This window comes from Kribbella jejuensis, from assembly GCF_006715085.1.
In the GTDB taxonomy this organism is placed as follows: domain Bacteria; phylum Actinomycetota; class Actinomycetes; order Propionibacteriales; family Kribbellaceae; genus Kribbella; species Kribbella jejuensis.
In genome coordinates this window covers 128,621-141,401 of the sequence record NZ_VFMM01000002.1, presented here as the reverse complement: position 1 = coordinate 141,401, position 12,781 = coordinate 128,621, and the positions used below count along the sequence as shown (strand labels likewise).

10 protein-coding genes are annotated in these 12,781 nt (G+C 67.2%); 6 read left to right on the top strand and 4 right to left on the bottom strand.

All coding sequences use genetic code 11. From position 1 onward, the window contains the following. Window positions 1-13: 13 nt before the first annotated feature. A complete protein-coding gene (locus tag FB475_RS20560) occupies window positions 14-1,006 on the bottom strand; it encodes a glycosyltransferase family 2 protein (protein WP_238332309.1) in 993 nt (330 codons plus the stop codon). A 93-nt stretch (window positions 1,007-1,099) separates the two neighbouring features. On the opposite strand from FB475_RS20560, the gene FB475_RS20555 reads away from it, so the two are divergent. From FB475_RS20555 to FB475_RS20530, 6 genes are all read left to right on the top strand, one after another. Next, entirely contained in the window at window positions 1,100-3,592 is a 2,493-nt protein-coding gene (locus tag FB475_RS20555; protein WP_185759373.1) for a YfhO family protein, read from the top strand. Window positions 3,593-4,479: 887 nt separating this feature from the next. Further along, a complete protein-coding gene (locus FB475_RS20550) occupies window positions 4,480-5,301 on the top strand; it encodes an Abi family protein (RefSeq protein WP_238332308.1) in 822 nt (273 codons plus the stop codon). Window positions 5,302-5,678: 377 nt separating this feature from the next. Beyond that, the gene (locus tag FB475_RS20545; protein WP_185759372.1) at window positions 5,679-5,981 is read left to right on the top strand and encodes a metal-sensitive transcriptional regulator; all 303 of its coding nucleotides are present in this window, start codon (window positions 5,679-5,681) and stop codon (window positions 5,979-5,981) included. 121 nt (window positions 5,982-6,102) lie between these two features. Then, entirely contained in the window at window positions 6,103-6,324 is a 222-nt protein-coding gene (locus FB475_RS20540) for a heavy-metal-associated domain-containing protein (protein ID WP_141858201.1), read from the top strand. Further along, entirely contained in the window at window positions 6,321-7,301 is a 981-nt protein-coding gene (locus tag FB475_RS20535; protein ID WP_141858200.1) for a hypothetical protein, read from the top strand. The genes FB475_RS20540 and FB475_RS20535 overlap by 4 nt, the downstream gene beginning before the upstream one ends. Then, window positions 7,285-9,498, top strand: a complete 2,214-nt coding sequence (locus tag FB475_RS20530; protein ID WP_141858199.1) for a heavy metal translocating P-type ATPase — start codon at window positions 7,285-7,287, stop codon at window positions 9,496-9,498. The genes FB475_RS20535 and FB475_RS20530 overlap by 17 nt, the downstream gene beginning before the upstream one ends. Here the strand turns inward: FB475_RS20530 and FB475_RS20525 are convergent. Genes FB475_RS20525 through FB475_RS20515 form a run of 3 tightly spaced genes read right to left on the bottom strand, consistent with a single transcriptional unit; the run spans window position 9,491 to window position 12,693 of the window. Further along, the gene (locus FB475_RS20525) at window positions 9,491-11,032 is read right to left on the bottom strand and encodes a glycoside hydrolase family 13 protein (protein WP_141858198.1); all 1,542 of its coding nucleotides are present in this window, start codon (window positions 11,030-11,032) and stop codon (window positions 9,491-9,493) included. The two genes, FB475_RS20530 and FB475_RS20525, sit on opposite strands and share 8 nt — an antisense overlap. Before the next feature lie 9 nt (window positions 11,033-11,041). After that, window positions 11,042-11,911, bottom strand: coding sequence for a carbohydrate ABC transporter permease (locus FB475_RS20520; protein ID WP_141858197.1), 870 nt, complete (start codon window positions 11,909-11,911; stop codon window positions 11,042-11,044). Further along, window positions 11,908-12,693: a carbohydrate ABC transporter permease gene (locus tag FB475_RS20515; RefSeq protein WP_238332307.1), complete on the bottom strand. Its 786-nt coding sequence runs from the start codon at window positions 12,691-12,693 to the stop codon at window positions 11,908-11,910. Before FB475_RS20515 ends, FB475_RS20520 begins: the two co-directional genes overlap by 4 nt. Window positions 12,694-12,781 lie beyond the last annotated feature (88 nt).

Here is a 12,781-nt window from a genome sequence, read left to right as displayed (position 1 = left end):
CCAGCAGTACCTCCTACCGGCCTCGGGTGGCTCGTCCATCCGGGGCCGGTGGCCTTTGCAGCCTGTCGGCGGGATCCATGTTGGACTGTTTGAGCAGGTAGTGCGGGCGCTGCTTGGTCTCGTAGTAGATCCGGCCGATGTACTCGCCGATCAGGCCGAGCATCACCATCTGCAGGCCGCCGAGCCCGGTGATCGCGGCGATGAGCGTGACGTACCCCGGCATGTCCACGCCGTGCACGATCGCGGCCACCAGTACCCAGACGGCGTACCCGGCGGCGACCGCGGTGAGCAGCAGACCGACGTAGATCGCGGCCCGCAGCGGCTTGTTGTTGAACGACAGCAGCCCGTCCAGCCCGTACTCGAGCAGCCGCCGGAACGTCCACCGGCTCTTCCGGTCCGCCGGCGCCTTGACGTTGTCGTACTCGAACAGGATCGACTCGAACCCGATCCAGGCGAACAGGCCCTTCGAGAACCGGTTGTACTCGTTCAGCTCGAGCAGGCCGTCGACCGCGCGCCGGGACAGCAACCGGAAGTCACCGACGCCGTCCATCAACTCGACGTCGGCCCACTTGTTGATCAGCCAGTAGTACGCCCGCGAGAACAGCGTCCGGGTGGCCGGGTCACCGGTGCGGTTGCGGCGGGCAATCACCTGGTCGAAGCCGCGCTCGTACTCCTCGAGCATCCGGCCGATCAGCTCCGGCGGGTGCTGCAGGTCGGCGTCCATGATCACCACGGCGTCGCCGGTCGCGTACCGCAGGCCGGCGAGCATCGCGGCCTCCTTGCCGAAGTTCCGGCTGAACGAGAGGTATCTCACCGACTCGTCGGTAGCTGCCAACCCGACGAGCGCGTCGAGCGTCCCATCAGAACTACCGTCGTCGACGTAGACGACCTCGTACGAACGGCCGGTCCCGGCCAGCTCCCGGCTCAGTGCCTGATGGAACCGGGAGATCACCTCGACCTCGTTGTAACACGGCACCACCAGACTCAACCGCATCGTCGTCCCCATCCGCCCCGTCCGTCGATCATGATGCGATTCTTGTCCAGACCAGAACTAACCGCTAGCTTTGGCGGCCGAACGATCGGAACGAAGGGGCGGCCAATGGTTTCCGAGGACGCTGTCGAAGGACAGAGCGGGCGGGGGCGATCAGCCCTCCTGCCCGCCGGCGTCGCCGCTGTGGTGGTGGCGGCGGTGTTCGTCGCCTCCGGAATCATCCGCGGTACCTATCCCTTCGGTTCGCTGTCCCGCAGTACCAACGATCTTGGCACGCAGTACATCCCCTTCTTCGCCCACCTCTGGGACGTCCTGCACGGCCAGGGCCAGGGCGACCTGCTGTTCAACTGGCAGAGCGCCTTCGGCGTCGGCTTCCTCGCCGACTACGGCGTCGACCTCGGTAGCCCACTGTCCCTGCTGGTCGGCCTGTTCCCGCGGGACAAGGTCGACCTCGCCGTCTTCGTCATCACCACTCTCAAGCTGAGCCTCGCCGCGGCCGCGATGGCCGCCGCACTACTCAAGATGCGTCCCGGCCCCCGCTGGGTTGCGGCGATCCTCGGTGTTTCGTACGGCGTCTGCGGCTGGGCGCTCGACGACGGATCCTACGTGCCGATGTGGCTGGACGGCCTGATCGCCCTGCCGATGTTCTTCCTGGTCGCGGAGTGGTCACTGCGCCGGACGAACCGGCTGCTGAGCGTGCTGATGGTCGCCGTCTTCTGGCTGTCCAACTTCTACACCGCCTACATGGCAACGTTCGCGGGGGGGATCTACCTACTCGCCCGGGTGCTGAGCAGCGACCTGAGCTGGTCGTGGCGGCTCCGGTCGCTCGTCCGGCACGGGGTCTCGTTCGCGCTCGGCATGGCCTTGGTGGCGCCCATCCTGCTACCGATCATCCTGGCGAACCGCGCCGCAACGCCGTCCCCGTCCGGGATCTTCCACCCGTCGGCGATCGACCTGTTCCTGTCCCGGCTGCTGCCGATCACCGAGGGCGTCGGCAAGACCGCGAGCCTGTACGTCGGCACGATCGCGCTGCTGCTCGCGCTGACGATGCCGTTCAACAAGTACGTCCCATGGCGCCCGAAGGTGATCTGGGTGATCACGATCGTCGGCGTCGCACTGTCGTTCCGGTGGGCGCCGACGCAGGAGTTCTGGCACGCGTTCGACACGCCGAACGGCAGCCAGTACCGCGAGGCGTTCGTGCTCTGCGGCCTGCTCGTCGCGGTCGCGTGGGTCTCGGTCGCGCACAAGCTGCCCGGTCCAATCGCGCTGCTCGGCGGCGGCGCACTGCTCGCGCTGATCGCCGTACTGTCCGACGGCAGCCCGTTGCTGAAGGAGCACTGGAAGCCGGTGCTGACCGCTTCCGGAGCGGCGACTTTGGTTGCGTTCGGCATCATTTGGCTGCTGCGGCGCAAGCCCGGTCCGCGGCGGCTGCCGGTGGCGGCGGCGTTCGCCGTACTGCTCGCGGTGGTCGCACTCGAGACCACTTGGACCGCGGTCGTCACCGACGAGTACCGCAGCAAGGTGCTCAGTACGTCGGCGGATCCGTGGAACGCGGCGCGGACGAAGCAGTCCGACGCGGTTCGGCAGGCGGAGGACTGGCCGAAGTACCGGACCGATCCAGGCACGTCGGTGACGCCGAACGACCCGATGCTCCTCGGCGGTCAGGGCGCGGGCTTGTACAGCAGTCTGCTGCCGCACTCGGTGAACCAGATGATGACCACGCTCGGCTTCGGCTGGTCCGGGTACGGGCGCGCCTCGCGGACGCTCGACAACCCGGTCACCGACGCGATCTTCTCGATCGGCGCCCGGATGGAACTGGTCGGCAACGGCATCCCGCAGATCTCACATGCCACCGTCCCACCGCTCGTCACGGTCCGCCGGCGGCTTGACCCGGCGGTCTTGGCGAGCACGAACACACCGAACCCGTACGCCGCGCAGGAGCGGCTGCTCGGCTCGACCGTGTACCAGGTCCCGCCGTACAAGGGCACGCGGTTGGCGACCGGTGACGTGAAGCTGGTCGCAAGGTGCGCGCCGACGAGCATGGCGTACCTGTACATGCCCCGCGTCGGCGGCCGCGCCCGACTGACCGGCGGCGACTGGCACGAACTCAGCTCGACCCGTCGGCCCGGCATCAACACCAGCAGCGCGATGGTCGAACTCGGCACCGTACCGAGCACCGGGGTGGTACAGATCGAGGTCAACTTCGGCGAGGACCCCCAGGGCATCCCGGCCCACAACGCGATCGGCTGCCTGAGCCCCGTGGCTCTGGAGAAGGCTGTGACTGGCCTAATCGCGACCGGCGCGACCGACGTGAAGGTCGGCGGCCACTCGATCCACGCCACGTTGCCCGCGGACAGCAAGGGCTGGGCGATCGTCGCCGTCCCGAAGATCGACGGCTGGACCTGCAAAGCCGGCGGCAAATCCCAGGTCCCCAGCGACTTCGGCGGCCTGATGGCCGTCCCTCTCACCGGCACCACAAACCACGTCGACTGCACCTTCATCCCCCCAGGCCTCCGCCGAGGCCTAGCAATCGCCGCCGCAGCCGCGGTGCTCACACTAGGAATCGCTACTGTCGGCGCCGTACGCCGCCGCCGCCAGTAGCCCCCCGCGTGCTACGCAGCCGCTAACCTCGTCGCTCCGCTCCTCACCGCGCCTGCTCCACACGCCCCACCCACCCTCCGGCTTGCGCCGGCATTACTGTTTCCGGCTGGCGCCGGGGGTGTTTCCGGCTGGCGCCGGGTGTTGTCGGCTGGCGCCGACGAGTTGCGAGCTGCCGCTCGCGAGCGACTGCTTGGCGGACGCACTACGCGGTGCCGGGTGTGGTGGGTGGCGCGGGCTGGTTGGAGGGGCTGCGCGAGTGGTGGATGTGGTGAGTGGTGGATGTGGTGAGCCCGCGCGTGCTCCGCAAGCGCTAACTTCGTCGCTGCGCTCCTCACCGCGCCTGCTCCACACGCCCCACCCACCCTCCGGCTTAGCGCCGGCATTACTGTTTCCGGCTGCCGCCGGGTTCTTCCGGCTGCCGCCGTGGTGTTCCGGCTGCCGCCGTGGTGTTCCGGCTGGCGCCGGGTGTTGTCGGCTGGCGCCGACGAGTTGCGAGCTGGCGCTCGCGAGTGACTGCTTGGCGGACGCACTAGGCAATACCGGGTGTGGTGGGTGGCGCGGGCTGGTTGGAGGGGCTGCGCGAGTGGTGGATGTGGTGAGTGGTGGACGTGATCGGCCTCCTTCCGTGCTCAGCTCGTGAAGAACGGCCAGGGTTCTTTGTCCACAGGTAGGCGGCGTGAGCTTGCGGGTCGTCCGTCACTCTGAGGTAAAGTGGTGACACCAAGACCGGTTCCGCCTACTTCGGTAGGTCCAGGGCCGGTCCTCATTTTTATCTGCGCATACGGGCGGTGTAGTTGCACGGGGCAGTCAAGGAGTACCGCTCGTACGAACAGCAAGCAGACTTGCTTGCAGGGCGGGGAATGTACGTCGGGGACCGCGGTCAGGCGATGGCCGTCCTGCGCCGCGTCAACTACTACCGCTTGAGCGGCTACTGGTATCCATTTCGCAAGCTGACCGCCGACGGTCGCCAGGACGACTTCTATCCCGGCACCCGGTTGAGCGATGTGGTTGCGCTATACGACTTCGATGCAAGGCTGCGCGCAGCCACTTTTGCGGCGCTCAGCCCGATCGAGCTCGCAATCCGCGCGCTCCTCGGGCACGAGTTGGGGCGCGTCGATCCGTGCGCGCATCTTGACCGCAGCAAGCTCGGGCCGACCGCGAGGAGTGAGCGATACGATCGCTGGCTCGCGGGGTACGAGTTCGAGCTGCAGCAGTCGCGCGAGGACTTCGTCGCACACCATCACGAGAAGTACGGCGGACGCCTTCCGGTCTGGGCCGCGGTCGAGCTTCTCGACTGGGGAAGCCTGACATACCTGTACGGCTTCGCGACTCGCGGCGTTCAGGACCGGGTCGCCGACGTATGCGGGCTGAGCGCGCCGCAGCTGACAAGCTGGCTCAAGGCACTGAACCTCCTGCGGAACACGTGCGCGCACCACGGCCGCCTCTTCAACCGCGTTCACACGATCACACCCAAGCTGCCCAAGCTGGGAAGGCACCCGAACCTCGATGCGGTGGCGACCGAGTGGCACCGCACGTTTGGCTTGCTGACGTTGGTCCAGTTCCTTCTCAACCAGCTCGAGGTGGGACGGAAGGCCCTCCTGCCCGCCGTGCTGAAGAGCTTTCCGTCCGTCCAGGCGGTCCCCATCGCGCATATGGGTGCGCCCAGCGACTGGCATTACAAAAGCCCGCTTTGGGACGCCTCAGCCTGATCCCCGGTGTACCGCCGACTCAGGATGGCCACTCGCGGGGTTCCCGCGCATCCGTGCGAAGGACGCATCACCCACTCGCACGGAAGGGTTCCCCGCAACACATCATGGCTGTCCGCGTCACGCCCGCCTGGACAACGAAACACCTGACGATGCGCAGATCACGTAGCGCGCGCCTGCCCATTAGTCACCCGCGAGCGGCAGCTCGCACCCCGCCGGAGCGCCTGCGTAGCACGCACGGGGTGACCGCATTCGCCCTGGTGAGAGATATACCCCTACCCGGTACCTGAAGAGACTTGCGTTTGATACCCATAGGGGGTACGTTCTGGGGTGTTGGAGATACCCCATGGGGGTAGTTGGTGGGAGAGAGGTGAGTGGCGATGGCCGACAGTGTTGGGCATGTGCATGGTTACAGCGCCAAGAAGGACAGTCATCTGAAGCGGTTGCGGCGGATCGAGGGGCAGGTTCGGGGGCTGCAGCGGATGGTTGAAGAGGATCAGTACTGCATCGACATCCTGACTCAGGTGTCGGCGGCGACCAAGGCGTTGCAGTCGTTCTCGCTGGAGTTGCTTGACGAGCACCTTTCGCACTGCGTGGTCGAGGCTGCGCAGAAGGGTGGGGCGGAGGCCGACGAGAAGGTCCGCGAGGCGTCCGACGCCATCGCCCGCCTCGTCCGCAGCTGATCTGCCCATGTCCTTCCCTCGGCGTGCCGCCGCGCTCGAGGAGCGGGCCGTCGTCCCCGCGGCTGACCCATCTCCCATCGGTGAAAAGAAGCAGAATCCCTTTTGAGCAAGGAGAATTGATATGAGCACCACGACGACTTATTCGGTGGCCGGTATGACCTGTGGGCACTGCACTTCGGCGGTGACCGAGGAGATCAGCAAGCTGGCTGGTGTGCAGGAGGTCAAGATCGACCTCGTCGCGGGTGGCACGTCTGCTGTGCACGTGACGAGTGAGTCCGCGCTCGACGAGGCCGCCGTACGCGAGGCCGTCGACGAGGCGGGCTACGAACTGGCGGCGTCGTGAGCCGGGCCGCCGCGCTCCGGCTCGGCGCGTTCGCCGGTGCGGTCGCGTTGGCCTTCGGGGCGGCGTTCGGCATCGGGTCCGCGATCGAACCGATCGCGGCGGCCGACGGCAGCTCCGCGGCTGCGGGCACGCAGCCGCACGGAGAGGGGATGGGTGGCATGCAAGGACACGCGGCAGGTGGGCAACTGCCAGGGCTGGCGGTGTCCGACTCGGGGTACACGTTCGCGCCGGTGCAGACGTTCTTCACCAGTGGTACCAGGACCGAGTTGCGCTTCACGATCGAAGGGCCGGACGGCAAACCGGTCACGCAGTACACGAAGACCCACGAGAAGGACCTGCACCTGATCGTGGTCCGGCGGGACCTGTCCGGCTTCCACCACGTGCACCCGACGATGGCGCCGGACGGGACGTGGAGCATCCCGTTCACCTTCACCGCCGGCGGGACCTGGCGGCTGTACACCGACTTCCAGCCGGCCGGCCACGACGCCACGATCACTCTCGGCACGGACGTCAACGTCACCGGCATGTACGTCCCGGTCCCGGTCGCCGACCCGACGAGCGTCTACAGCTTCGACGGGTACGACGTGACGCTGCAGGGCACTCCGGTCGCGGGCAAGGAGTCCGAGCTGACGTTCAAGGTCAGCAAGAACGGCAAACCGGTGACCGACCTGCAGCCGTACCTCGGCGCCTTCGGGCACCTGGTATCGCTGCGCGGCGGCGACCTGGCGTACCTGCACAACCACCCGGCGGAGCACGCCGAGCCGGGGTCGAAGGGCGGTCCGGAGATCACGTTCGGTACGACCTTCCCGACCGCGGGTACCTACAGCCTGTTCCTGGACTTCCAGCACGCGGGCGCCGTCCACACAGCGGAGTTCACGGTGAAGGTCGGCAGGACCGGCACCACGATCGTTCCACCGGCCGCAGTACCTACGCACACTGAAGCAGAGGAGGCACACGATCATGAGCCAGTCCGTTGAGCTCATCATCGGCGGGATGACGTGCGCCTCCTGCGCCGCCCGGGTCGAGAAGAAGCTGAACCGGATGGACGGCGTCACTGCGACTGTCAACTACGCCACTGAGAAGGCGAAGGTGACGTTCCCGGAGGGTGTCTCGACCGACGACCTGGTCGCCACCGTCGAGCAAACCGGTTACACCGCGGCTCTGCCGACGCCGGCCGTCGCCACGGAGGCCGAGGAGCCGGACGAGCTGAAACCGCTGCGGCAGCGGCTGATCGCGAGCATCACGCTCGCGGTGCCGGTGATCGCGTTCGGGATGATCCCGGCGCTGCAGTTCGAGTCGTGGCAGTGGGCGTCGCTGACGCTGGCGTTCCCGGTGGTGACGTGGGCGGCCTGGCCGTTCCACAAGGCCGCCTGGACGAACCTGCGGCACGGCGCCGCCACGATGGACACGCTGATCTCGCTGGGCGTGGTGAGCGCGTTCCTCTGGTCGCTGTACGCGCTGTTCATCGGCGGCGCCGGCCGGCCCGGGATGAAGATGCCGTTCACGCTGATCCCGTCCCGGGGCGGCGGCGCCGAAGAGATCTACCTCGAGGTGGCGGCCGGTGTCACCACGTTCATCCTCGCCGGCCGGTACTTCGAGGCACGCGCCAAGCGCCGCTCGGGCGCCGCGCTGCGCGCCTTGCTGGAGCTCGGCGCGAAGGACGTCGCCGTACTGCGGAACGGTACCGAGACCCGGATCCCCGCCGATCAGCTCGTCGTGGGTGACGAGTTCGTCGTCCGGCCCGGCGAGAAGATCGCCACCGACGGCGTGATCGTGACCGGCAGCAGTGCCGTCGACGCGTCGATGCTGACCGGTGAGTCCGTACCGGTCGAGGTCGGCGAAGGCGACGCGGTCGTTGGTGCGACCGTCAATGCCGGCGGCCGGCTGGTGGTCCGGGCGAGCCGGGTCGGCGCGGACACGCAGCTCGCGCAGATGGCCCGCCTGGTCGAGGACGCGCAGAACGGGAAGGCCGCCGTCCAACGGCTCGCCGACAAGGTGTCCGGCATCTTCGTACCGATCGTGATCGGCCTAGCGCTGGCCACGCTCGGGTTCTGGCTGGGCAACGGTTCGCCGGTGGAGGTCGCGTTCACGGCCGCGGTCGCCGTACTGATCATCGCCTGCCCGTGTGCGCTGGGCCTGGCCACGCCGACGGCCTTGATGGTCGGTACCGGCCGGGGCGCACAGCTCGGCATCCTGATCAAGGGGCCGGAGGTGCTGGAGTCCACGCGGCGGGTCGACACCGTCGTACTCGACAAGACGGGCACGGTCACCACGGGCCGGATGGAGTTGGTCGACGTACTGCTGGCGCCCGGTCAGCAGCGTTCCGAGGTACTGCGGTTGGCGGGCGCGCTCGAGCATTCGAGTGAGCACCCGATCGCGCAGGCCGTGGCGCGGGCCGCTGCGGCCGAGGGCGGGCTGCCCGACGTCGAGGACTTCGGGAACGTCGAGGGCCTTGGTGTGCAAGGGATCGTCGACGGGCACGCGGTACTCGTCGGGCGCACGCGGTTGCTGGAGGAGTGGAGCCAGCACCTGCCGGACGAACTGGCGCATGCGAAGGAGCACGCGGAGGCCGAGGGCAGTACGGCGGTCGCCGTCGGCTGGGACGGCGAAGCACGAGCCGTACTGGTGGTCGCGGACACCGTGAAACCGACGTCCGTCGAGGCGATCCGGCAACTCAAGTCCCTCGGGCTGCGGCCGGTGCTGTTGACCGGTGACAACGAGGCCGTCGCGACGAAGGTCGGCGCCGAGGTCGGCATCGACGACGTGATCGCCGAGGTGCTGCCGGCCGGCAAGGTCGACGCGGTGAAGCAACTGCAGGACCAGGGCCGGGTCGTCGCGATGGTCGGCGACGGCGTGAACGACGCGGCCGCCCTCGCCCAGGCCGACCTCGGGCTGAGCATGGGTACCGGTACCGACGTCGCAATCGAGGCGAGCGACCTGACCCTGGTACGCGGTGACCTGCGGGCGGCTGCGGACGCCATCCGGCTCTCCCGCAGCACGCTCCGCACGATCAAGGGCAACCTGTTCTGGGCCTTCGCCTACAACGTGGCCGCCCTACCGCTGGCCGCCGCCGGCCTGCTCAACCCGATGCTGGCCGGCGCCGCGATGGCGTTCAGCTCGGTCTTCGTAGTCTCGAACAGCCTGCGGCTACGGCGGTTCAAGCCGCTCACCTGATCCAGGCGGTCGCATCGCTCGGAAGCCTGCCGTCGTCGAGAGGAATGCTGGAGATCAGCACCTCCTCGTACGGCGGCAGGTCGACCGCGTCGGCGCTCAAGTTGGTGACACACGTCAACCGCTCCCGCCGGAACACCAGCACGTCAGCAGCAGAGTCCACCCAGGACAAAGTCCCGTCCCCGAGCAACTCGCGCCGCAACCGCAGTCCGGTGCGGTACAGGGCCAACATCGAGTTCTGATCATCGAACTGCGATTCGACCGTCAGGTTCTTCCAGTCCGCCGGTTGCGGCAACCACGGCGTACCGTCCCCGAACCCGAACGGCGGCTCCTTCCCGGACCACGGCAGGGGCACACGGCAACCATCCCGTCCGCGATCGGCGCCCTTCGAGCGAGTGAAGATCGGGTCCTGGAGCAGGTCGTCCGGCAGATCCTCTACCTCGGGCAGACCCAGCTCCTCACCCTGGTAGACGTACAGACCACCAGGCAACGCCATCGCCAGCAGCGCAGCGGCCCGCGCGCGGCGCTCCCCCAGCACGAGATCGGTCGGCATCCCGTGCTTGCGATCCTGATGTGAGAACGACGTGTCCGCACGCCCGTACTTCGTCACCGGTCGGGTCACGTCGTGGTTCGACAGCACCCAGGTCGGCGGCGCACCGATCGGCACGTGCGTCGACAGCGTCAGGTCGATCGACGCCTTCAGTTCGCCCGCCTCCCACGGGCGGGACAGGAAGTCGAAGTTGAACGCGGTGTGCAGCTCGTCCGGGCGCAGGTACAGCGCGAACCGCTCCTGGTCCGGCATCCACATCTCGCCGACGAAGAACCGGTCCTGGTACTGGTCGGAGATCCGCCGCCAGCCGCGGTACACCTCATGCACCTCGTCGTGGTCGGTGTACGACTCCTCGACGCTGTCCAGATCCTTGAACAGGACGGCGGCGCTGTCGATCCGGATGCCGTCGACGCCGCGGTCCAGCCAGAACCGGAGGATGTCGTGGAACTCCTCCACGACCTCGGCGTTGCGCCAGTTGAAGTCGGGCTGCTCCGGGGCGAACAGGTGCAGGTACCACTCGCCGTCCTCGACCTGCGTCCAGGCCGGTCCGTTGAAGATCGACTGCCAGTCGTTGGGCGGACCGTCGTCGCGGCCGGGGCGGAACAGGAAGCGTTCGCGTTCGGGGGAACCGGGGCCGGCCTGGAGTGCCTGGAGGAACCAGTCCTGTTGGTCCGACCCATGGTTCGGGACGATGTCGATGATCGTCCGGATGCCGAGCGCGTGCGCCTCCGCGATGTAGGTCTCCGCCGCCGCCAGCGTCCCGAACGCCGGGTCGATCGCCCGGTAGTCGGCCACGTCGTACCCGCCGTCGGCCATCGGCGACGGGTACCACGGGTTCAACCAGATCGCGTCGACACCCAGCTCGGCCAGATATGGCAACCTCTCCCGCAGACCTGCCAGATCCCCGATCCCGTCCCCGTTCCCATCGGCGAAACTCCGCAGATACACCTGATAAATCGCAGCCCCACGCCACCACTCGTCCGCCATCAAATCTCCTTAACCCTTCAGACTTCCGGCGGTGAGGCCGGCCATGATGCTGCGCTGGAATACGAAGAAAACAAGGATTGTCGGCAGGCTGGCGATCACCAGCGACGCAATCAGGACGTTCTGCGGCATCTGGGCGGAAAGCGACGCGATGCCGACGCTGATCGACATCTTGTCGGTCTCCGGAAGCACCAGCAGCGGCCAGACGAAGTCCTTCCAGACGGTGACCACCGACAGGATCGAGACCACGCCGATGATCGGGCGGGACACCGGCAGCACGATCGACCAGAGGATGCGCAGCGGTGACGCGCCGTCGATCTCCGCGGCTTCCAGCAGCTCCTTCGGGATCGAGTCGAAGAACCGCTTCAACAGGAACACGAAGAAACCGTTGGCCGCCGCCGGCAACCAGATCGCCCACGGGGTGTTCAGCAGATCGGCATGCAGAATCGGCAGATCCTTCGCGACCAGGTACGTCGGCAGCAACAGCACCATCGGCGGAATCATCAACGTCGCCAACATGGCACCGAGTACAAGTTTCCCGAGTACCGGCCGCAGCTTCGACAGCGCGTACGCCGCGGTGACGTCGACCGCCAACGTGAACAACCAGGCACCGCCGGCGTACAACGCGGTGTTCTTCAGGAACACCCCGAGCTGCAGTTGTTCCCACGCGTCGGCGTACACGTGGAAGTCGAACGACTTCGGGAAGAAGCTCGGCGGGATCTGCGCGAGCTCGTCCGGCGACTTGAGCGCGCCGGTCACCATCCAGTACAGCGGGAACACGAAGGCGCCGGTGAAGCAGATCACTGTGACCGTGAGGACCGTCCAGTAGACGATCCGGCCGCGTGGGGTGCGCAGCGCCAGCGGTGACACGAGGGTTCTCATCGTTCCGCCTCCTCGCGCGAGATCCGCAGGTAGACGGCGGAGAAGACCAGCAGCACGATCATCAGCATCAGCCCGAGGGCGGAGCCGCCGCCGAAGTCGCCGAAGTTGAAGGCGTACTGGTACATCAGGTACGCGACCGTCACCGTCGCGTTCTCCGGCCCGCCGCCGGTCAGCAGGTACGGCTCGATGAAGACCTGCATGGTCGCGACGACCTGCAGAAGCAGCATCACCAGCAGGATGAGCTTGGTCTGCGGGATCGTCACATGCCAGACCCGCCTGAGCAGACCGGCGCCGTCGAGTTCGGCCGACTCGTAGAGGTCACCCGGAATGCTCTGCAGTGCGGCGAGGTAGATCAAGGTCCCGGTGCCGAGGTTCATCCAGGTCGACACGATCACCAGGCTGATCAGCGCGGTGCTGGTGGAGTCGAGCCAGCTCAACGGCGGGAGGTGTACGACGTCCAGGGCCTGGTTGAACAGGCCCGATCCTGGGTCGTAGAACCACTTGAACAGCAGGACGGCGACTGCGGGCGGCAGCATCACCGGCAGGTAGACCACGAACCGCAGGTACGCCTTCGCGTGCTTCAGCTCGTTGAGTACGACGGCCAGTACGAACGGCACGGCAGACCCGATCACCAACGCCAACCCACTGAACGCCGCTGTGTTCAACCACGCCGCCGCGAACGCCGGGTCCGCGAACACGGTCCTGAAGTTCTCGAACCCGACCCACTTCCCCGGATCCACGAAGTTGTTCTGCTGAAAACTGAGCACGATCTCCCGCACCATCGGATACCAGGAGAACAGCGCGAAACAGATCAAAGCCCCACACAGAAAGCCGTACGCAGTCAGATTTCGCCCGACCGCCCGCCGCAGT